This window comes from Streptomyces sp. NPDC001222 (assembly GCF_042896945.1).
GTDB classification, from domain to species: Bacteria; Actinomycetota; Actinomycetes; order Streptomycetales; family Streptomycetaceae; genus Streptomyces; species Streptomyces gibsoniae.
This window is the reverse complement of sequence record NZ_JBIAXT010000030.1, coordinates 56,907-77,590: the sequence shown is the minus strand read 5'-3', so window position 1 is coordinate 77,590 and position 20,684 is coordinate 56,907. Positions and strand designations below refer to the sequence as shown.

The following is a 20,684-nucleotide window of genomic DNA, read 5'->3' as shown; positions in this document are numbered from 1 at the left end:
GTCTGGCTGTCTGACAGGTTCACGGGGGTGATCCTGCGGGTTACGCGACGGGACTGTCAAGGGGTGCCCGGCCGGGGTGACGCCAGGGGCGGGAAGCCTGGCAACGGCTTCCCGCCCCTGGGTGACACGGCGGTGATCAGCGACGACGGGCGGCGCTCAGCTCAGGACCCCGGTCGCGAGCAGCCCGAGCAGACCCACACCGATGACGATCCGGTAGATCACGAACGCGTTGAAGGAGTGCTTGGCGACGAACTTCAGAAGCCAGGCGATGGAGGCGTAGGCGACCACGAACGACACGATGGTGCCGACGGCGAGCGGCGCGGCGCCCACGCCCGCGCCCAGGGCGTCCTTCAGTTCGTAGATTCCGGCGCCGGTGAGGGCCGGGATGCCGAGGAAGAAGGACAGGCGGGTGGCGGCGACCCGGTCCAGGTCGAGGATGAGCGCGGTGGACATGGTGGCGCCGGAGCGGGAGAAGCCGGGGAAGAGCAGGGCGAGGATCTGGGAGCTGCCGACGAGCATGGCGTCCTTGAAGGAGGTGTCGTCCTCACCGCGCTTGTGCCGGCCCATCTGGTCGGCCGCCCACATCACACCGGAACCGACGATCAGCGAACCCGCGACCACCCACAGGGAGGCGAGCGGACCGTCGATCAGCGGCTTGGCGGCCAGGCCCACCACGACGATCGGAATGGTCGCGGCGATCACCCACCAGGCGAACTTGTAGTCGTGGTGGTACCGCTCACGCGGGTTGAACAGGCCCCGGAACCAGGCGGAGACGATCCGCACGATGTCCTTGAAGAAGTACAGGAGCACCGCCGCGATAGCGCCGACCTGGATGACGGCCGAGAAACCCACGACGGCCGGGTCGTCGACGGGGATCTTCATGAGCCCCTCAGTGATCTTGAGGTGACCGGTCGAGGACACGGGGAGGAATTCGGTCACCCCCTCGACGACTCCGAGGACGACGGCCTGACCGACGCTGATGACGCTCATGGGATCCAGTTCTGAGGAGTTGGTCGACAGTGCTGTAGACGGTGGTGCTCAGGAAGTTGTACTACGTACGGGCGACGACCGCCTAGCGGGGCCATACCGCCCCGGCGATCGAGGCGCCCGCGAAGGCCGCGCCGAGGCCCGCCGTCAGGCTTGCGACGACGTTGGCGGCAGCGTAGAACCCCGCCCCGGTCTCGGTGAGACGCAGTGTCTCGTACGAGAAGGTCGAGTATGTGGTCAGCGCCCCGCACAGGCCTGTGCCGATCAGGAGCTGAAGATGGGGCGAGGCATGACCGGACGCCGCGGCCCCGGTGAGCAGACCGAGGATCAGACATCCCGCGACATTCACGGCGAGAGTGCCCCGGGGGAAGACGGTGTCATGTCTGAGCTGCACCGCGCGGTCGGTCAGATAGCGCAAGGGAGCCCCGACCGCGGCGCCGACGATCACGAGCAGCCAATTCACAACGAATTCTTACCCTTCTCGTCCGGCCGCCCGCCGTTCCGGTCCTCGGCGGGGGTGTGTCCGGCCCCCGCGTCGCCTTCTCCGGCCGTCGTGCGCGGGGTTCCCCCGCGTCCCGTGCAGGTGATGACCTCGCACTCGTCGAGGGTCACCAGCCCCTCGGTGACGAGTTCGTCGAGCTGCGGCAGAAAGGCTCTGACGCGCTCCTCGGTGTCGATCACGACCACGGCCACCGGCAGGTCCTCACTCAGGGAGAGCAGCCGCGAGGTGTGGACGAGCGAGGAGGCGCCGAAGCCCTCGACACCGTGGAACACACTGGCGCCCGCCAGACCCGCGGCGTGCGCCCGGTGCACGATCTCGGCGTACAGGGGCTTGCGGTGCCATCGATCGTGCTCGCCGATGTAGACGGTCAGCCGCAGGGCCCTGCCGGTCAGTCGGGTCATCGCCGCCTCCGTGGGGCGCCGTCCGGGGGTCTCGTTCATCGCTGCCGCCAGGCCAGGAGCCCGCGCGTGGACTTCATCGCGAACCACACCACGGCGAGGGCCCCGGCCAGGGTGGCGAACAGATAGGCGAGCGCGGTGCGCGGCTCGCCCGCGTCCACCAGTCTCTGGATCTCGACGGCGTACGTCGAGAAGGTGGTGAAGCCGCCGAGCACTCCGGTGCCGAAGAAGGGGCGCACCAGCCGGTGGGCGGCCCGCACCTCCGTGATCACGACCATGAACACGCCGATCACGGCACAGCCGACGATGTTGATCCCGAAGGTGGTCCAGGGGAATCCGCCGGTCCGTGCGGGCCAGAGCAGCGAGGCGGCGTAGCGGGCGGTGGCCCCGATGGCGCCGCCGAGGGCGACGACGGCCACGACCTCACCCTGCCCCTGCCAGGGTGAGGGTGCCCGAGCGGGCTCGGGCGCGGGGGTACCGGCCCGGTCGGCGCTCTTGGGGTGCGGGACTGTCATGGAAGTACTGCTCCTACTCGCCGGGGCCCTGCCGGACGGGCACGCTCGATCGCAAGTAGGGACCGTTGGCGGCAGCACTGCCGCGGTTCGGGTACGGCGGGCCCCACCACCGCGCCGCGGGACGTGATCGCGGCCGGGGAACAGGGTAACCCGGTGCGCGAGCGGCCCGCGCACAGGCGGCGCGGGGACGAGGGGCTCATGGCCGGGCCACCTGCGTGACGTGGCTCACCGTGCTGCCACTTCGGCCCGTTCCCCCCTCGGCCCGGGCCCGACCGGCACGCCACAGTGGTCAGGAGGGCGGGCACGGAGGGACGAGATGCTGAAGACACCCGCGAGCGAGCGACGGATGCGGATTCTCGAGTGGTTGAAGGACCCGGTCGCGCACTTCCCGCCACAGCGCCGCCTCGACCTCGTCGAGGACGGGGTCACGGCGGCGGCGGTCGCCGAGAAGCTCCATGTGGCCCGGTCCGTCGCCGCCACCGATCTGCGGATCCTCGCCTCCCTCGGCCTGCTGCGCACCAAGAGGATCTGCCGGCACACCCTGTACCGCCGGGACGAGGTCCGCATCGCCGAGGTTGCGCGCCTGTTCGAGAAGGGGTGGTAGACGACGGCTCGTGGGCCACGGTGGTTCAGCCGGTGGCCGATCCAGTTCATCGCGGGCAGCGCCCGGTCGTCGTGGCCGAACAGGGCCTGGTTCTCCCAGCCGTTGCCGGAGGACGGGTCGGTGGGGTCCCAGCCGTTGCCGGGGACCGCGGTCCAGGTGGCCTCGTCACCGGCCGTGCCGGACCCGGTCCGGTAGACGTCGCCGAGTTCCTCGCTCTTGGCGAGGGACGAGATGTCGGTGCCCTTGACGGACAGGCCCGAGGTGCCGGGGGTCAGGCTCAGGTCGTCGGCATTGACCCGGTTGCCCACGTGGCCATGGGAGTTGATGCCGACCGTGCACTGGTTGTTCGTGACCCGGACAGGGGTGACGATCCGGATCCAGCCGCTCGCCGACACCGGCAGGTCGGTCCGCTGCTCGGCACCGCCGCAGTTCTTCACGGCCAGGCACGCGGCGTTCGGGCCACCGCTGGAGCGTACCCAGGCGGTCAGCTCGTGGTTCCCGTCGGCCGGGCCCGACAGGTACCGGCAGGTCTCCCCGGCGGCGCCGACGGCCGGTCCCGCGCTCACCACCGTCCGCCGGCCGTGGGGCCGGATCAGCAGCGAGACGGTTCGGGTGCCGCCGGCCCAGATCGGCGGGGAGGAACCGGCGGTGATCCTGCCGACGGAGTTGGTGAAGCGCGAGTCGACGTGATCCGACGGTCCGCGGGGAGAGACCGGTCAGTTTCGGAGAAGCACTCCCGCACTCCCCCGTCCTAACGTGAGACCACCGGCACCCGACGCCGGACCCACCTATCTCGGATCCCGTGTCCCGGATCCCGTATCCCGGAGGAGTACGCCCATGACCACCGGCGTCCAGACGATCATCTACCCCGCCAAGGATCTCGCCCGGTCGAAGGCCGTGTTCAGCGCGCTGCTGGAGGTGGAGCCCTACGCGGACGAGCCGTACTACGTCGGGTTCAAGGCCGCCGGGCAGGACATCGGCCTCGACCCCAACGGCCATGCCAAGGGGATGACCGGCCCGGTGCCCTACTGGCAGGTGACGGACATCCGGACGCGTCTCGCGGCCCTGCTGGAGGCCGGGGCCGAGCTGCTCCAGGACGTCCAGGACGTCGGCAACGGCCGGCTGATCGCCTCGCTGAAGGACCCGGACGGCAACCTCGTGGGGCTGATGCAGGACCCGGTGGCCTGAGATCGGCGACCACGCACACGACGAGGGGGTGGCCGTGCCCGGGCCGGGGCCCCCTCGCTGCGGATTTCGCTTGCCCGCACACTAATTGCACAATAAACAAAAGGGTCGATCTCTGTTACCGTGCAGGTATGGCGGTGGAAACGGCCGGTGCCCGGCTCGAGGAACGGTGGCGGGACATCCTGTCCTTGCACGCCCGCACCCTGTGCGAGATCGACCGGGTGCTTCACCCGTACGGCCTCGGAGCCAGCGACTTCGAGGTGCTCGACATCCTCGCCACCGAGGCGCCCGGACACGGCGAGCTGTACCGGGTGCACGACATCGCCGGACGCGTCCATCTGAGCCAGAGTGCCCTGTCCCGGCTGCTGGGACGGCTGGAGAAGGAAGGCCTGCTGGTGCGCTCCGTGTGCGAGGAGGACCGCCGCGGTGTCTGGGTCGCGCTGACCGAGAAGGGCCGCGCCCTGCACACCCAGGTGCTGCCCCTGCAACGCGAGGCCCTGGCCCGCACGCTGGACGCCGGGGCACCCCTGGCCTGACCGTTCGGTCAGACGACGAACTCAGCCCCGTCCACGAGGACTTCGACCCCCGCCTCGGCCACCTGGCGCCGGGCCGTCGACGCCGGGTCGAGCAGCGGGTTGGTGTTGTTGAGGTGGGTGTAGATCCGGCGCGGGCCGGGATGCCGGGCCAGCTGACGCAGACTGCCGTGCGCGCCCGCGACCGGCAGATGCCCCATGGCCGCCTGTCCGGCCGGCGCGCGCACCGCCGCCCCCATCTCGTCGGCGGCGTGGAACGTGCCGTCGAGCAGCGCGCAGTCCGCCGTCTCCAGCAGCTCGTCCAGCACCGGCGACCAGGCGCCCACGCACGGCGCGTACACAAGGACCCTGCCGGTGGCAAGGTCCTCGATGCGGTACGCGATCACCCAGGGGGCGTCCGCGGCGGCACCCGGGAGGTAGCGGGGCGCCTTGGCGCCCACCGGGTGCGCGGTGACGACCAGTCCGCCCGCCAGGACGAAACCTCCGTCGGTCAGGGCGTCCGCCCATTCCCACCCGGTGTAGCGGCCGAGGGCCGCCCGCAGGGGCGCCAGCGCGGCCAGCACCGGCGGCCCCGCGTACACCTTCAGGGCCGACCCACCGCGCAGCACGCCCAGGCCCATGGCGTGGTCGGCCTCCGCGTCCGTGAGCAGCACACCTCTGACCGGGCTGTCCCGGGGCCCGGGGCCGGGCCAGAGCGGGGCGTTGGCCGCCAGTTGCGTCCGGATGTCGGGTGAGGCGTTCAGCAGCCACCAGTCGCGCCCGTTGCCGGTGACGGCGACACACTCCTGACTGCGGGAGGGCAGTTTGCCGTCACGGGCAGCCGTACACAGCGCGCACGCGCAGTTCCACTGCGGGAAGCCACCACCGGCCGCCGTGCCCAGCAGGATGACCCTCACGACCATTCCCCTCCCTAGTCGGGCCGCTCCCCTGGGATCTTCCCGCCGCAGGGGCCCGGGCTACCCCGCCCTGGGGGGCAGTTCCGGCCGACCTCGGTCCTCGGGCCGCCGGTCCGCCGGGCGCAACGGCGGCAGCGGGGCGGCGACGAAGTCGCGCGGGCCGCTCCACAGGGCGGGTACGGCGTCGGAGCGGCGGCACAGCTCGTAGGCGATCGCCTCGTAGTTGACCCGCCAGCCGTGGAAGTGCGGCCAGGCCTCCTTGGCGGACCTCTCGGCCGGGAAGCCCGTCGCCTCCACCATCGCCACGGCCGCCTCGAACTCCACGAAGGTGAGGTGGATGGGCGCGTCCGGTGCCGGGTCCGTGTCGAAGGGGAAGCGTACGGAGCGGGCGATGTCCCGCAGGGCGGTGAAGCCGGCCCGGAGCACCAGACGGGCCTCCGGCGGCGCGGAGCGCGGGGCGAGCGAGAGCTGCATGGCCGCCGCGTCCATGACGGCGAGCAGTCCGATCAGCCAGTGCCGGTACGGGCGGGGAGATCGGAAGGAGACCAGCACCGGGTAGGTGGAGTGGCTCTCGCCGATGTCCGAGGCCAGCCGCTCCCAGGCACGGTAGAGGTCGGACATCGCGGTCTCCGTCTGGACCAGCCACTGCCGGGCGAGGATCTCCGGCCCCCAGGAGGGTTCGCCCGCCCGGGCCTGCAACAGGGTGACCTCCAGCTCACGGCGGTTGTAGGCGGCGTACAGGGTGGGCAGGTACGCGATCTGCAGGGCGATGACCACGGGCCCGGTGGCCGCCGCGAGGAAGTCCACGGCGGACAGATGCAGCCGCTGACCGCTGGCGAAGCCGAGCGTGAAGAGGCTGGATCCCGCCTCACGGAAGGAGTTGGCCCAATTCAGGGTGGACAAGGCGTGCAGCAGCAGTCCGTAGCCGACGAGGGCCCCGCCGAGCCAGGTCGCGAGCATGCCCATCAGGATCAGCGGCCCGAGCCAGGTCTGCGTACGGTCGATGGCCTGGTAGCCGCCGCGCAGGGCCCCCAGCCGCAGCAGGACGCGGAGCACCCGCCACAGCCGGTACACGAGCGCCGAGTAGAGGCCGCGGGGCACCACCAGGGTGCGCAGGATGCTGGCCAGGACGCTCCCGAGGAGCAGTACACCGGCCACGCCGGAGATCCATCTCATGGCGTCATTGTGAGGCGGGCCCGGTCCGCCCCTGCGGGGTGGATCGCGTGCGGCGGCCAGGACGGCCCGGGCCACCGCCCCTGTCCGGGTGGACAGGCGCTCTGTGGCGGGACCCCGGCCGGCCGGTCACCCTACGGGCGGGCCAGGAGCGTGCGGACCCCGTCGGAGTTGAGCGTCAGGCCGTGCGGCGAGGCGGCGTCGATGGTGAGCGTGAGATCGCCGGTGGGCCACTGGGAGGCCAGCGCGCCGAGCGGCACGAGCCGGTAGCGCGAGACGAACGGCAGCAGATCGGTCATCTCCGTCTCGGAGGTGAACACGGGTACCGTCTGCTCTCCGTCCGGCTGCTCCAGGACCGGCAGCGCCACGGCGTTGGGATTGGTGGCGTCCTCCTCCGTGGCGTCGTCCGGCACGGGTACGAGCACTTCGCTTCCGGCCAGCGTGTCCAGCGCCTTGGTGTCGGCGGCGTCCACCACAAGGGTGTCCAGCGCCACCTGCGCCGCGTTCGGGCGGGGGGTCTTCTCGGGTATGTCCATGGCAGATTCCCAGGTTGTGGCGGGCAGGCGTCCGGAACCGCCGGCTCCGGACGACGCGTTCCCGACACGTACCCGCGCGGGGACGGGCCATGCATTCGGCGACGGCCGGAATCAGGTGGCCCGGAGCCGGACGGACCGGGTGAACCCGGTCCGTCCCCCGCCGCACCCGGCTCACACGGTCCGGGTGGCCGGAGTCCTGCCCGGGCGTTTGACCGCCTGGCCGACGAGCACGGTCTCCGCGCCGTCGACTCCCAGGGCGCCGAGGTCCCGGGTGATGAACCGGTAGAGGTCCTCCAGATCGCGCAGCCAGACCGCGACCTGCAGATTGGACGCCCCGGTGGTGGCGAACGCGCCGTGCACGGCGGGGTGCGCCGCGAGCGCGCGCCCCACCCCGTCGAGGCGGTCGGGCGCGACGCGCATCATGACGTTCGCGTCGATGAACAGCCCGAGCCGCCTCGGATCGACCGCGACATGGGTGAGCAGGCGGCCGCTCCGGGAGAGCCGGGCGATCCGGCGCCGGATCGTGGAGTCCGGATGGCCCGTGCGGGCCGCGACGGCCGCCGCCGGCGCCCTGGCGTCGTCCTCCAGCGCCGCGAGGATGTCTCGGTCGATGTCGTCCACCGGCCCCGCCGCGGCGGCTCCCGGCTGCCGTACCGGTGTCAGTGCCGCGCGTTCGGCGTCGCTGAGAACGGCGTGCCGCCAGTCCGACGCCTCCGCGAACGCGTGCAGCACGGTGTCCGCGGCCACCGAGGTGACGGCCCGAGTGGCGGGCAGATCACGGAACACCAGGTGGTCCCGGGTGCCGGGGCGCGTCCACGAGATGGCGAGGATCTCGTCGCCGGACGTCGACACATCGATGAACGGGATGTCGGGGCGGGCCGCGAGCGCGGCCGTGAGGGCGTCCAGCCGGCCGCCGAGCACCCGGATCCGCAGGAACAGCGCGCCGACCGAGTCCGGCCGGGCGGGCAGGGCGACCACCCGGCAGGCGCCGTCGGCGATCAGCGCCGCCCAGCGCCGGTGGACGGTCCGCGGGCTGATGCCGAGAACCTCGCCCGCCCGCTCGGCGGTCAGCCGCCCGTCGAACTGCAGCGCCGCGACCAGCCGCTGATCGCGCTCGTCGAGCACCTGCTGCGCCATTTCCTGGGACATGAATGGCAGTATCGCTCACTCGAACCCCGCGGGAGGATCCGTGGCAGCCGGAACCGCGGACGATCGTGCCGTCGATCCGAACTCGCACGGGAGCCCACGATGACGTACCGGAACCTGCTCGCCCCCATGGCCGCCGCCGTCCAGGAGGTGGGCGAGCTGCTGCTGGCCACGCCGCGGCCCGCACCCGTCACCTCCTTCGACGAACTCACCGCCGTCTATGGCGCGTTGGAGGCAGCGGCGGTCGCCGTCATGCGCCGGCACCTGGACGCGCTGCGGCCCGGCGTCGGCTGGGCGGACGAATGGGAGGACCGTGCCGCGCTGCCCGCCGAGGGCGAGGTGTGGGTCGTCGATGTCGTCGACGGCGCGGTGCAGTTCCTCCAGGGCCTGCCGCAGTTCTGTGTGAGCCTCGCGCTGGTGCGGGACGGCGAGCCCGTGGCGGCGGCCCTGCACGCGCCCCTGCTGGAGGAGACCTACCTCGCCGCCCTCGGCGAGGGTGCCACCCGCAATGGGGTGCCGATCAACCCGTCGGCCAAGACGGACCCGGCCGTCGCCGTGGTGGCCACCACCCATCCCCCGTTCATCATCTCGCAGCCGGAGGCCGCCGCGCAGGCCGGACGGTCGCTCGCCGCCGTGCTTCCGCGGGTGGCCGCCGTCCGCAATCTGGGTCCCACCTCGTGGCAGATCGCCGACACGGCGGCCGGACGCCTCGACGCCTTCTGGGAGTTCGGGCGCGACGACGCCAATCTGCTGCCGGGCGCTCTGGTCGCCCGTGAGGCGGGGGCCCTGGTCACCGATGCCGAGGGGCGGCCCTGGAGCGCCGGATCCGACAGCTGCCTGGTGGCGCCGGCGGAGCTGCACGGGCAGCTGGTAGAGGCATTGCGGGCGGACAGCGGGGCGGTCATCGGCGCCCGGTGAAAGCCGCGGGCGGCGGCCCCGGGATCACCGGAACCGCCGCCCGCCCAAGCCGTGCCGCGTCAGGCGCTACGGCGCTCCCTGCGGCGCAGGGTGAGGTAGGTGCCCGTCGCACCGGCCGCCAGCAGGGCGCCCGCCGCGATGCCCACCGGGACGGCCGGGAACGAGGCGTCCGTCGTCGCGGCCGTGTTCTGCATGGCCGGTCCCGGGGTGATGCTGGTGGCGACCGCCTTGACGGGGCGGATCGGACCGACCGACTTCACCGAACCGTCGGCGTTCAGCAGCACCTGCCTGTTGTTGGGGTGCCGGAAGTCGAACATGCCCGCGAGCGAACCGGCCGCGGCGTCGAACGAGTGGTCACCGACCCGGCCGGTGTGCCAGTTGTCCTCGATGAAGCGGACGATCGAGGACTGGTCGGTGCGCGTGTGGTCGACCTTGTTCACCTTGCTGTACGGGGAGACCACGAGCAGCGGCTGACGGGTACCCGGACCGCAGCGGTCCGCGTAGCCGCCGACGGCCGCCGGACCGGCCTGGCAGGCGGGGCTGTCGGTCGCCTTGCCGTTGGAGCCGGTCGAGGTGTCCTTCGAGCCGTTGCTGGGCTTGGCGTAGGCGTGGTCGTACCAGCCGTCGGAGTCGTCGTAGGCGATGACGACCGCGGTCGACTTCCACTGCGGCGACTTCTGGAGGGCGTTGATCTGCTGGACCAGGAAGTGCTGCTCGTCGATGGGGTCGGAGTAGCCGGCGTGGCCGTCCTGGTACTCCGGGGCCTTGACGAAGCTGACGGCGGGGAGCTTGCCCGCCTTGAGGGCCGCGTCGAAGTCGGTCAGGTCGTAGTTGTGGTTCGCCTGCCCGTTGTGGCCGATCTCGTCGACGTTCTTGGGCGGCAGGTGGTGCGGGTTGGACGTCGACTTGTAGTACTGGAAGGGCGAGTGGTGGGGGCTGTAGTCCACCGCGGCGGCGCCGCCCACGTTGGTGTGCGTGGTGTCGCACTTGGCGTAGTCACCCTGCTTGCCGTCCCACGCGGTGGACGGCCGGAAGCCGCCCTGGAACCAACCCCAGGTGACCTTCTTGGAGTTGAGCACGTCGCCGATGTTGCGGCCCTGCATCGAGGCGAGCGCGTTCTTGCTGGTGTGGTCCTTGCCGGCGCAGTCGTCATAGGCCGGGTCGGGGTCGTTGACGACCGTGCCGACACCCTTGGCGTCGGGCGACTGGACGGTGTAGGAGTCCGGCGTGGCGGTCTGCTTGGGGTTCTCGGTGCCGGAGGCGGGGTCCATGGAGACGACACCGTGCGTCTGGCCGGAGATCAGGTTGAGCGCGCCGGGCGTGGAGGGGCCGTAGACCGAGCTGTAGGAGCGGTCGCTCAGGGAGTAGTGCTGGGCGTAGTTCCACAGCGCGGTGACGGTGTTGCCGTCGTAGTAGTCCATGACCAGGCCCGGCTCGCCGAACAGGGTGCCGGAGCACTTGCCCGAGTCGGTGTTCTGCACGAACTGGTCGTTCTTGCCGCCGTTGTACGCGTACTGCTCGGGCCCGTAGGCGTGGTTCTGGTCGCAGGTCATGGCCTGGGACGGGGTGAGCCGCTTGGGCGCGTACTGGTTGGGGTTCTTCGTCAGAAGCCCGGCGGTGCGCAGGTTGTCGACGTCCTTCGGGGTCTTCTTGGACGCCGTGAACTTCGTGCCGTCGGAGTTGGCGGCCTTGGGGTAGGTCGCGAAGTAGTGGTCGAAGGAGACGTTCTCGTCGAAGAGGACGACCACGTGCTTGATGGGCGTGGCCGTGGAGGAGGAGCCCCGGCCTCCGTCGGGCGCGCCGGCCCAGGCGGGCGCGTGCGCGCCGAGGAGCGTCAGCGCGGCGGCGCCCGCGAGCGCGCCGATGCTCCGTGTCGTTGCTCGTCTTCCCCTGCTGGCCATGCTGGTTCACCTTCCGGACACGAACGTCATTGCCACATACGGTCAGGGATGATCCGCCCGGTGGACGGCAACGCGGCGGAGTGATGGTGGCGTGTACATGAACAGCGAGTCAGGGAAGCCAGGGGAAGTCTTGACCGTCTGTTGACCCCGAGATCCCGACGGAGTGCACTCACTTGTCTGAACAGGTTCAGCTCAGGAGGGCACGTCCGTACCAGTCCGCCCCGTCGCGCACACCGGGGAGCGCGAAGAAGTAGCCGCCGCCGAAGGGCGAGATGTAGTCGGTGAGGGGCTCGCCCGCGAGGCGGCGCTGCACGGTCTCGAACTGGCGGGCGAGGTCCTGCTGGTAACAGCAGAACAGCAGGCCCATGTCGAGGTTGCCGTTGCGGTCCGTGCCGGCGTCGTAGTTGTACGCGCGGCGCAGGATCCGCTGGTCGGCCGTGGCCGCCGTGCGCGGGTTGGCCAGCCGTATATGGCTGTCCAGCGGGATGACGTCACCCTTGGGGTCGCTCGGGTAGTCGGGGATGTCGTGCTCCGTGTTCCCGTCGAGGGGCGCGCCGGACTCCCGAGCCCGGCCGAACATCCGTTCCTGCTCGCTGAGCGAGACCCGGTCCCAGAACTCCACGAGCATCCGGATCAGCCGTACGACCTGGTAGCTGCCGCCGACAGCCCAGTCCGGCTCGCCGGTGCCCCGGTCCACCCACACCAGACGGTTCATCATGCGCGCGTCGGTGGGGTCGGGGTTGGCGATGCCGTCCTTGAAGCCCAGCAGGTTGCGAGGGGTGCCAGAGGGGCGCGGCGGACTGGCGAAACCGTCGAGACGCCAGCGGACCTGCATGGCGCCGCGGGTGTGCCGCGCGATGTCCCGCAGGGCGTGCAGCACGGTGTCGGAGTCGTCGGCGTGCAGTTGGAGACTGAGGTCGCCGTGGCACCACTCGAACTTGAGATCGTCGTCGGGGAAGGCGGGCATGGCCGTCAGCCGGCGCGGGCGGCGTGCGGCCAGGCCGAAGCGGTCGTCGAAGAAGGCGGAGCCGACACCGACGGTCACCGCCAGCGCGCCCGGCGGCAGTTGGCCGCCCAGGATGCCGGAGTCGGCGGGCGGGCCGGTGATACCGAGGGGCGGGGGCGTGCCGCCGGAGGTCAGGAAGCGGGCGCGCGCGGTGAGGGTGCGCAGGAGATCGGCCAGTTCCTTGCGGCTGTCGACGGTCACGTCGAAGGAGGTGAACGCGGTGACCCGGCGCGGGGCGGCGAGCACCGACTGCTGGTGCGGGCCGTGGAAGGGGACGACGGAGGGCGCGCCGGTGCCGACGTCACCCGACGGGGCGGCGGCTCCGCCGGCGGCGAGTCCGGCGCCCGCGAGGGCCGCCCCGCGCAGGAACCCGCGCCGCCCGACGCGGCTCGTGGGGGGCGGGGTGCTCATACCGTCCTCCGGGGATCGCAGAGCGTCGCCACCGGGGCGAGCCGCTCGACCAGGTCGCCGAGGACCGCGTCGACCTGTTCGCGCTGCGCCCGGTCCAGCCGGTCGAGCGGGGTCCAGCGGCCGTCGTGGGCGAAGCCGTCCAGGATGTGTGCCGCGCGGTCCAACTCCCTTTCGAGAGCCGGCAGTCCGGGGTCGCGCGTGGTGAGCAGGGAGTGCAGCCGGGACAGCACGGCGCGGGTGCCGTCGATGCCCGCGCGGGCGGTGGCGAGGGTGCTGCCGCTGCCGTAGTCGGTGCGTCCGGTCAGCTCGAACTGCACGGTGTTCTCCAGGATCTCGTGTGCCCGCAGACCCAACTGCGCCGGGTCCATCCGGGCTTGCGCCCAGTCGGTGCGCAGGGCGCGGACCGCCTTGAGGAGGGCGCCCGCGGGAGCGCGCAGACCGGCGGCGGACTCGCCGTGCCACAGCCCGTACTCGACGCGGTGGAAGCCGGTGAAGGACGGATCGTGGACCCCACCGGGCAGCCCCGCGTCGGTGCCGTTGATCTGCGCGTCCGCGTCACCGAAGGCGTCGTACGCCGCGCCCAGTCGCTCGTACTCGAGGTGGGCGGGGAGCCAGGCCCTGCGGGCCGCGTCGAGGTCCCCGCGGTCGACGGCGTCCTGGAGCCGTCCGGCCAGCCGCACGACCTGGTCCAGGCCGTCGGCGACCCACTTCTGGTAGTCGATCGCGAGGGGGATGAGATCGTGCTCGGTGATCGGGGCCGCCGCGGGCCCGGGTGTCCCCCCGGCGATGTGGACGGTGGGACCGGTGACGGCTTCGGCGTCGTCGGGCAGACAGGTGAACGTGTACGAACCCGCGCCGAGCCGGACGGTCAACGGCCGGGTCGTGCCGGGGGCGAGTCCCTCGATCTCCCCGTAGACGGCGCGGGTGCGGGCGTCCTGGAGATACACCTCGGCGGCGCCGTCGGAGGTGTTGTGCATGTCGAAGACCTGCAGACCGGACACCGGGCGGCTCCAGCCGCGGCCGCAGGCGCTCGGCGACACCTCGACGGTGGTGTGCGGCAGCCCGTCGGCGGCGGCCCGCGCGCGATGGTCCGGGGACAGGATGCCGACCAGCACCGCCGTCACCAGGGCCGGCACCAGGAGGAGTGTGCCGACCGCCCGGAGTCGGGCCGGCCGTGATCCGAGGCCGGGCACCGGCATTTCCCAACGCCTCCCCGGGCGACGTACGAACGTGACCACGCGCCCGGTTGCCGCAGGGCACCGGCGCGATGGGCTCATGCTAGGCAGCACCCCGCGCCCGAACAGCTCGGACGCCAGGACGGACACCAAGATTTCCCCGGCAGTTCACCGAGCGCTCCCCACCGGCACCGAACCCGCCCCGGCGGAGCACTCCGCCGTGCCGCCCGGCGGAGCACTTCGTAGGCTGGTGGCCTCGGGGCACGTCACGGAGAGGTCTGCGATGCCCCGGAGCATCTGGTCAGGAGCGATCAGCTTCGGCCTGGTCACGATCCCGATCAACGTGGTCCCCGCGACCGAGGACCACAGTGTCCGCTTCCACCAGTACCACCTGAAGGACATGGGCCGGGTGCGCGTACGCAAGTTCTGCGAGATCGAGGACCGTGAGATCCCGCAGGACGAGATCGGCAAGGGGTACGAGATCGCCAAGGACCAGGTCGTCGCCGTCCTCGACGAGGAACTGAGGGAACTGCCCCTGCCGACGGCGCGGGCCATCGAGATCGCCGCGTTCGTGCCGGCCGAGTCCATCGACCCCCTCCGGATCGGCGAGGGCTACTACCTCCAGGCCTCGGGGGCAGTCGCCACCAAGCCGTACGCGCTGCTGCGCAAGGCGCTGGAGCGATCGTCGAGAGTGGCGGTGGCCAAGTTCGCCTGGCACGGCCGGGAGCGGCTCGGCCTGCTGCGCGTGCGCGACGACGCGATCGTGCTGCACGCGATGCGCTGGCCGGACGAGATCCGCGATCCCCGTGAACTGGCCCCGCAGGAGGTGGCGCTCTCCGACGACGAGATCGCCGAGGCCGAGCACCTGATCGGGCGCATGACCCGGGACAGCCTCGAAGGCCCCGACTTCGTCGACCACTACACGGAGGCGCTCGAGCAGGTGATCGAGGCCAAGCGGGAGGGCCACGCCCCGCCCGAGGCACCGGAGCCGGAGGTCGGGACCGGCGCGGTGCTGGATCTGATGACCGCGCTCCGGGACTCCGTGGCCCAGGCGAAGGCGTCCCGGGGCGAGGAGGCGGAGGCCGAGGTCCACGAGCTGCCCAAGAAGAGCGCGGCCGCGAGGACGGCATCCGGGAAGTCGACGCAGAAGGCACCCGCGAAGAAGACCGCGGCGAAGAAGACCGCGAAGGACACCGAGAAGGAGACCACGGCCAAGAAGACCTCGGCCCGCAAGACGGCCCGTCGGCCGCGCAGCGCCTAGTGCTGTGACCTCCAGCGTTCGCCGGGTTGCCCGGTGAATCAAAGGAGGGCGTGGCTCTTGCCGGTCGAGGTAGATCCGTCGAAATCGGCCCGTCCCCGTCCCCCGTGACCGGTGACGGCCTCGACCTTGCCGTGCGGCTCGCGGTGGCAGTCCTTCGCAAGGCGCCCCCGCCCGCATGGGACGGGAAGGCGGGTTCGCTGGATGGGACCGCTGGGAGACCGTCGAGCACCTCAGCGACGACCTCTTCGCGCAAGCCGCGCAACTGGGCCCCGGAAGCATCGTGACCGAACGTAACGATCCGCAGCACTGTGTGAACTCACAACCCGGACATCGGAGCTGCCGGGCGGCCGGCGCCGGGAGGGTCGCGCCGGGCGTCCGGCCGCGCACGGAGGCCGGAACCGATTCGTCTACGACGCCCGCCTGGGGGAAGCTGTAACCGCGACCGCCCGTCCGACCTGGGAACACACCATGGCGTTCTTTGCGATATCCGACCGGCACCCGCTGCGGCTGCTGTCCGCCGCCGACCTGGCAATGGAGCACCAACGGCTCCTCGAGGAGAACGCACAGCTCCACCAGGCCGTCTCCTCGCACGCCCGTATCGATCAGGCGATGGGCGCCGTGGTCGCCATCGGGCGGATCGCACCCGAGGAGGCCTGGCGCGTCCTGCGGGATGTCTCACAGCGCACGAACACCAAGTTGCGCGTCGTGGCGGAACACATCCTGAGGTACGCGCAGGACGGTGTCCTGCCGGAGCCCCTCCTGATGGAGCTGAACAAGGCACTCGAACGGTACAGAATCTGCTCCCACCCGACCGGGGGCCGATCCCAACCGGCCGCGGCCCGATCCCACTCGACCGGAACCCGATCCCAACCGACCCAGTCCGCAGACCTGGGGACCGCCCCGACGCCCCCCTCCCCCGCCCGTCCGTCACCGCGCAGACCCTCGCGGCCCTGAACCGGTCGTCCGGACTCCCGGGGGGCTGCGTCAAGGACTCCGGGGGACGGATCGACACCCCCACCGGCGCCACTGCTTGAACACCCACCCTCCCTCCAACCACGCCCCCGTGACCAGGAGTTGAAAAGATTCCTGCGTCCGGGGGCTTGCCCGGTGTCCAGCCTCATCAGTTAAATCAAGTCGTGAACTAAGCAGACTCCTGAGCCCGTTCACACTCCATGCCGATCGGGGCGGCACAGGCAGCCGCGTTCCGGGCCCATCTGCGCACCAGACATCGCCGTTCCGCGCGCCACCGCACGCCACCGCTCGTCGTGACCACCCGTTCACCGCACCCGCAGGGAACCCCACATGAGACTCAGATCCCTGGGTGTCGCGCTGGCCGCCACGGCAGCGCTCCTCACCCTGCCCGCCGTCCCCTCCCCGGCCGCCGCCGCGGCTGCGGCCGAGACCCCGCTGTCCCAGGGCAGAACGGCCACGTCGTCCTCCGACGAGAACGCCGGGACGCCCGCCGCCGATGCCGTGGACGGCGACACCGGCACCCGCTGGTCGTCCACCGCCGGCGACACGCAGTGGCTCCAGGTCGACCTCGGCGCCACCGCCACGATCACCAAGGTCGTCCTCAACTGGGAGGCCGCCTACGGCAAGGACTACAAGATCCAGGCCTCCCAGAACGGCAGCAGCTGGACCGACCTCAAGTCCGTCACCGGGGGCGACGGCGGCATCGACACCCTCGACGTGTCGGGACAGGGCCGATACGTCAGGATGTACGGCGTCCACCGCGCCACCCAGTGGGGCTATTCCCTCTGGGAGTTCCAGGTCTTCGGCACCTCCGGCACCACCGCGCCCTCCTGCGACGCTGCCGACGCCGCGAAGGGCAGGCCCGCCTCCGCCTCCTCCACGGAGAACGCGGGCACCCCCGCCTCCGCCGCCTTCGACGGCGACACCGGCACCCGCTGGTCGAGCCAGGCCTCCGATCCGCAGTGGGTGCAGGTCGACCTGGGATCGGTACAGAACCTGTGCAAGGTCGACCTGACCTGGGAGGCCGCCTACGCCAAGGAGTTCCAGATCCAGGCCTCGGACGACGGCCAAAGCTGGACCACGCTCAAGAGCGTGACCGGCGCGAGCGGTGGCACGGCGTCGTACGACGTGAGCGGCTCGGGCCGCTATCTCCGGATCTACGGAACGGTCCGCGCGACCGGCTACGGCTACTCCCTGTGGGAGGTCACGGTCCACACGGCCTCGTCGGGCGGCACTCCCCCCGTCCAGGGCGGTGGCGACCTCGGACCGAACGTCATCGTCGTGGATCCGTCCACGCCCAATCTCCAGCAGAAGTTCGACCAGGTCTTCGCCCAGCAGGAGTCGAGCCAGTTCGGCTCCGGCCGGTACCAGTTCCTGCTGAAGCCGGGCACCTACAACGGCATCAACGCCCAACTCGGCTTCTACACCTCGATCTCGGGGCTCGGGCTGAATCCCGACGACACTCAGATCAACGGTGACATCACCGTCGACGCGGGCTGGTTCAACGGCAACGCCACCCAGAACTTCTGGCGCTCGGCGGAGAACCTCGCCCTCAAGCCTGCCAACGGCACCGACCGGTGGGCCGTCGCGCAGGCCGCGCCGTTCCGCCGCATTCACGTTCAGGGCGGACTCAACCTCGCCCCGAACGGCTACGGCTGGGCCTCCGGCGGCTATATCGCCGACTCGAAGATCGACGGCACGGTGGGGCCGTACTCCCAGCAGCAGTGGTACACCCGTGACAGCTCGGTCGGCGGCTGGACCAACGGTGTGTGGAACATGACGTTCACCGGCGTCCAGGGCGCCCCGGCGACCAACTTCGACTCCGGCCCGTACACCACGCTGGACACCACCCCGGTCTCCCGCGAGAAGCCGTTCCTGTATCTGGACGGGAGCAGCTACAAGATCTTCGTGCCCGCGAAGCGCACCGACGCTCGTGGCGTGTCCTGGCCCACCGACGCGGGCACCTCGATCCCGCTGGACCAGTTCTACGTGGTCAAGCCGGGCGCGACCGCCGCGACGATCAACGCCGCGCTGGCCCAGGGCCTCAACCTGCTGTTCACCCCGGGCATCTACCACCTCGACCGGACCATCGACGTGACACGGCCCGACACGGTCGTGCTCGGCCTCGGTCTGGCCACCCTCGTCCCCGACAACGGCATCGACGCGATGCATGTGGCGGACGTCGACGGAGTACGGCTCGCGGGCTTCCTCATCGACGCCGGCCCCGTCAACTCCGACACACTTCTGCAGATCGGCCCGGCCGGTTCGACGGCCGACCACTCCGCCGATCCCACCACCGTGCAGGACGTCTTCATCCGTATCGGCGGCGCGGGCCCGGGGCTGGCCACCAACTCCGTCGTCGTCAACAGCGACGACGTCGTCATCGACCACACCTGGCTCTGGCGCGCCGACCACGGGGACGGGGTCGGCTGGGACACCAACCGGGCCGACTACGGTCTGCGCGTCAACGGCGACGACGTCCTGGCCACGGGACTCTTCGTCGAGCACTTCAACAAGTACGACGTGCTGTGGAGCGGCGAGCGGGGCCGCACGATCTTCTTCCAGAACGAGAAGGCCTACGACGCCCCGAACGCCGCCGCCGTCACCCACGACGGCATCGTCGGCTACGCCGCCTACAAGGTCGCCGACACGGTGAACGTCCATGAGGCCTGGGGCCTGGGCAGCTACTGCAACTACACGGCCGATCCGACGATCGTCCAGGCCCACGGCTTCCAGGTGCCCGTCAGACCGGGGATCAGGATGCACGACCTGCTGGTGATCTCCCTGGGTGGGAAGGGCCAGTACGCCCACGTCGTCAACGACACCGGTGCCCCCACGTCGGGAACCGACACCGTTCCGTCGAAGGTCACGCAGTTCCCCTGACGAAGGGCCCGCTGATGCCGTAGGGCATGACCACCCGGACCACGCCTCACGGTCCGGGTGGTCGGCGGCCTTGACCCGCGACGTCCGGGGGGCGAATGTGGCCGCAGGGATGGATCAGCACGCGGGAGGCGCCGTGACGACTGCTTCAGAGCCCCGGGTCTCGGGCCTCGAGATCCGGTCCATCGACTATGTCCCCCTGGACGAACGGCACGGCAAGCTGTGGCATCTGGGCCCGCTGTGGTTCATGTCCAACGCGCAGATCGCCACCCTCGCGGTGGGTCTGATCAGCATCACCGAGGGCGGCAACCTCCTGTGGTCGCTCCTCGCGATCGTGGCGGGCACCGTCATCGGCACCTTCTTCATGGCCTTCCACTCGGCCCAGGGCCCCCAGCTCGGCCTGCCCCAGATGATCCAGTCGCGGCCCCAGTTCGGATATGTCGGGGCCCTTCTGGTGTGGCTGTTCGCCTATGTGCAGTACGCGGGGTTCAACGTCTTCAACACCATCCTCGCCGGCGACGCGCTGCACACCACGGTCCACGGCAGCGTCAAGCTGTGGGTGGTCGTGGTCACCCTGGTCGCCCTCGTGATCGCGCTCGTGGGCTACGACATCATCCACCGGGCCGAGCGGATCCTGACGTACACCTTCCTGGTCGTCTTCGGGATCTTCACCGTGGGGGTCCTGGTCAACCTGCACTACCCGCCGGGCTCGTTCGACCTCGGCGGCTTCCGGTGGACGCCGTTCCTCGCCCAGTTCGGTGTCGTCGCCGGCTACCAGATCAGCTGGGCGATCTACGTCTCGGACTACTCGCGCTACCTGCCGCCGGACGTGACGGTCCGCAAGACCTTCTACTGGACGTACTTCGGCTCGGCACTCGGCGGCGTCTGGCTGATGACCCTCGGCACCCTGCTCGCCGCCTGGGCGGGCAAGGACTTCGACACGATCCGCTCGATCGACGCCGCGGGCGACACGGTCTTCAGCGGCTTCGGCGCCGTCGTGCTGCTGTTCGCCGCGCTGGGCCTGGTGTCCGTCACGGCGCTCAACATGTACGGCGGATCGCTCACGCTGATCAGCGGCATCGACTCCTTCACGAAGGTACGGCCGACGCTGGCCGTGCGGCTGGTCACCCTGGGGCTCACCGCGGCGCTCTCCCTCGTCGGCGCGCTGGCCGCGACGTCCCATTTCCTGCAGAACTTCAACAACTTCCTGCTGCTGGTGCTCTATCTGTTCATCCCGTGGACCTCGGTGAACCTCATGGACTACTACGTGGTGCGCCGCGGCCACTACGCCATCGCCGAGATCTTCAACCCCCGTGGGATCTACGGGCGCTGGGGTCTGCACGGCATCGTCGCGTACCTGGTGGGGTTCGCCGTCATGGTGCCGTTCTTCTCCGTGGGCGATCTCTTCGTCGGGCCCGCCGCCCGCGCACTCGGCGGAGCGGACATCTCCCTGTTCGTCGGGCTGCCGGTCGCCGCGCTGCTCTACTGGCTGCTGACCCGGTCCATCGACGTGGCGGCCGAACAGCGGCTGGCCGAGGCCGAGGCGGCGGCGCTGGAACAGGCGGCGCACGAGCACCGCGAACCCTGACCGGCGGGTCCACCAAAGGGGCGGGGGCAGACATCTCCTGTCCTGCGGAAGGCAGTTGAGGTTGCGTACCGAGGCTCATCGGAGAAGGATCGATCGC

19 protein-coding genes and 1 pseudogene are annotated in these 20,684 nt (G+C 70.9%); 8 read left to right on the top strand and 12 right to left on the bottom strand.

Annotated features, from left to right (window positions below):
* Nucleotides 1–156 precede the first annotated feature (156 nt).
* From ACFY2Z_RS31660 to crcB (ACFY2Z_RS31645), 4 genes are all read right to left on the bottom strand, one after another.
* The gene (locus ACFY2Z_RS31660) at nucleotides 157–990 is read right to left on the bottom strand and encodes an undecaprenyl-diphosphate phosphatase (RefSeq protein ID WP_390747495.1); all 834 of its coding nucleotides are present in this window, start codon (nucleotides 988–990) and stop codon (nucleotides 157–159) included.
* An 82-nt stretch (nucleotides 991–1,072) separates the two neighbouring features.
* Complete coding sequence (gene crcB / locus ACFY2Z_RS31655; RefSeq protein WP_390747494.1) at nucleotides 1,073–1,450, bottom strand: fluoride efflux transporter CrcB; 378 nt, start codon at nucleotides 1,448–1,450, stop codon at nucleotides 1,073–1,075.
* Nucleotides 1,447–1,890 (bottom strand): DUF190 domain-containing protein, encoded by a 444-nt coding sequence (locus ACFY2Z_RS31650; protein WP_390747493.1) that lies wholly within the window; start codon nucleotides 1,888–1,890, stop codon nucleotides 1,447–1,449. Before ACFY2Z_RS31650 ends, crcB (ACFY2Z_RS31655) begins: the two co-directional genes overlap by 4 nt.
* 35 nt (nucleotides 1,891–1,925) lie before the next feature.
* The gene (gene crcB, locus ACFY2Z_RS31645; protein WP_390747492.1) at nucleotides 1,926–2,402 is read right to left on the bottom strand and encodes a fluoride efflux transporter CrcB; all 477 of its coding nucleotides are present in this window, start codon (nucleotides 2,400–2,402) and stop codon (nucleotides 1,926–1,928) included.
* 316 nt (nucleotides 2,403–2,718) lie between these two features.
* Between crcB (ACFY2Z_RS31645) and ACFY2Z_RS31640 the strand changes: the two genes are divergently transcribed.
* Nucleotides 2,719–3,006, top strand: coding sequence for an ArsR family transcriptional regulator (locus tag ACFY2Z_RS31640; RefSeq protein WP_390747491.1), 288 nt, complete (start codon nucleotides 2,719–2,721; stop codon nucleotides 3,004–3,006).
* Between the two features lie 164 nt (nucleotides 3,007–3,170).
* Here ACFY2Z_RS31640 and ACFY2Z_RS31635 read toward each other — a convergent pair.
* A pseudogene (locus ACFY2Z_RS31635) lies at nucleotides 3,171–3,539 on the bottom strand (arabinogalactan endo-1,4-beta-galactosidase); the annotation flags it as partial.
* A gap of 304 nt (nucleotides 3,540–3,843) precedes the next feature.
* On the opposite strand from ACFY2Z_RS31635, the gene ACFY2Z_RS31630 reads away from it, so the two are divergent.
* Both ACFY2Z_RS31630 and ACFY2Z_RS31625 read left to right on the top strand, forming a co-directional pair.
* Nucleotides 3,844–4,194: a VOC family protein gene (locus ACFY2Z_RS31630; RefSeq protein ID WP_390747490.1), complete on the top strand. Its 351-nt coding sequence runs from the start codon at nucleotides 3,844–3,846 to the stop codon at nucleotides 4,192–4,194.
* 128 nt (nucleotides 4,195–4,322) lie between these two features.
* Nucleotides 4,323–4,727: a MarR family transcriptional regulator gene (locus ACFY2Z_RS31625; RefSeq protein WP_390747489.1), complete on the top strand. Its 405-nt coding sequence runs from the start codon at nucleotides 4,323–4,325 to the stop codon at nucleotides 4,725–4,727.
* Nucleotides 4,728–4,735: 8 nt separating this feature from the next.
* Here ACFY2Z_RS31625 and pqqB read toward each other — a convergent pair whose 3' ends face one another.
* From pqqB to ACFY2Z_RS31605, 4 genes are all read right to left on the bottom strand, one after another.
* Nucleotides 4,736–5,626 carry a pyrroloquinoline quinone biosynthesis protein PqqB gene (pqqB, locus tag ACFY2Z_RS31620; RefSeq protein WP_390747488.1) on the bottom strand — a complete coding sequence of 297 codons (891 nt, stop codon included), beginning with the start codon at nucleotides 5,624–5,626 and terminating at the stop codon, nucleotides 4,736–4,738.
* Between the two features lie 54 nt (nucleotides 5,627–5,680).
* Nucleotides 5,681–6,796 (bottom strand): hypothetical protein, encoded by a 1,116-nt coding sequence (locus tag ACFY2Z_RS31615; protein WP_390747487.1) that lies wholly within the window; start codon nucleotides 6,794–6,796, stop codon nucleotides 5,681–5,683.
* 131 nt (nucleotides 6,797–6,927) lie between these two features.
* Nucleotides 6,928–7,329 (bottom strand): SseB family protein, encoded by a 402-nt coding sequence (locus ACFY2Z_RS31610; protein WP_390747486.1) that lies wholly within the window; start codon nucleotides 7,327–7,329, stop codon nucleotides 6,928–6,930.
* A gap of 171 nt (nucleotides 7,330–7,500) precedes the next feature.
* Nucleotides 7,501–8,478 (bottom strand): AsnC family transcriptional regulator, encoded by a 978-nt coding sequence (locus ACFY2Z_RS31605; protein ID WP_390747485.1) that lies wholly within the window; start codon nucleotides 8,476–8,478, stop codon nucleotides 7,501–7,503.
* Between the two features lie 99 nt (nucleotides 8,479–8,577).
* On the opposite strand from ACFY2Z_RS31605, the gene ACFY2Z_RS31600 reads away from it, so the two are divergent.
* Entirely contained in the window at nucleotides 8,578–9,393 is an 816-nt protein-coding gene (locus ACFY2Z_RS31600) for an inositol monophosphatase family protein (protein ID WP_390747484.1), read from the top strand.
* A 59-nt stretch (nucleotides 9,394–9,452) separates the two neighbouring features.
* Here the strand turns inward: ACFY2Z_RS31600 and ACFY2Z_RS31595 are convergent, their stop codons facing one another.
* The 3 genes from ACFY2Z_RS31595 to ACFY2Z_RS31585 all read right to left on the bottom strand — a co-directional run bounded on the left by ACFY2Z_RS31595 (nucleotide 9,453) and on the right by ACFY2Z_RS31585 (nucleotide 13,910).
* A complete protein-coding gene (locus ACFY2Z_RS31595; protein WP_390747483.1) occupies nucleotides 9,453–11,294 on the bottom strand; it encodes a phospholipase C in 1,842 nt (613 codons plus the stop codon).
* A gap of 187 nt (nucleotides 11,295–11,481) precedes the next feature.
* Nucleotides 11,482–12,711 carry an iron uptake transporter deferrochelatase/peroxidase subunit gene (efeB, locus tag ACFY2Z_RS31590; RefSeq protein WP_390747482.1) on the bottom strand — a complete coding sequence of 410 codons (1,230 nt, stop codon included), beginning with the start codon at nucleotides 12,709–12,711 and terminating at the stop codon, nucleotides 11,482–11,484.
* Complete coding sequence (locus ACFY2Z_RS31585; RefSeq protein WP_390747481.1) at nucleotides 12,708–13,910, bottom strand: EfeM/EfeO family lipoprotein; 1,203 nt, start codon at nucleotides 13,908–13,910, stop codon at nucleotides 12,708–12,710. Before ACFY2Z_RS31585 ends, efeB begins: the two co-directional genes overlap by 4 nt.
* Nucleotides 13,911–14,169: 259 nt before the next feature.
* On the opposite strand from ACFY2Z_RS31585, the gene ACFY2Z_RS31580 reads away from it, so the two are divergent.
* From ACFY2Z_RS31580 to ACFY2Z_RS31565, 4 genes are all read left to right on the top strand, one after another.
* Nucleotides 14,170–15,147, top strand: a complete 978-nt coding sequence (locus ACFY2Z_RS31580) for a Ku protein (RefSeq protein WP_390747480.1) — start codon at nucleotides 14,170–14,172, stop codon at nucleotides 15,145–15,147.
* 468 nt (nucleotides 15,148–15,615) lie between these two features.
* Nucleotides 15,616–16,101, top strand: coding sequence for an ANTAR domain-containing protein (locus ACFY2Z_RS31575; protein WP_390747479.1), 486 nt, complete (start codon nucleotides 15,616–15,618; stop codon nucleotides 16,099–16,101).
* Nucleotides 16,102–16,449: 348 nt separating this feature from the next.
* Nucleotides 16,450–19,002 carry a discoidin domain-containing protein gene (locus tag ACFY2Z_RS31570; protein WP_390747478.1) on the top strand — a complete coding sequence of 851 codons (2,553 nt, stop codon included), beginning with the start codon at nucleotides 16,450–16,452 and terminating at the stop codon, nucleotides 19,000–19,002.
* Between the two features lie 133 nt (nucleotides 19,003–19,135).
* Nucleotides 19,136–20,587: a purine-cytosine permease family protein gene (locus ACFY2Z_RS31565; RefSeq protein WP_390747477.1), complete on the top strand. Its 1,452-nt coding sequence runs from the start codon at nucleotides 19,136–19,138 to the stop codon at nucleotides 20,585–20,587.
* Nucleotides 20,588–20,684: the final 97 nt, after the last annotated feature.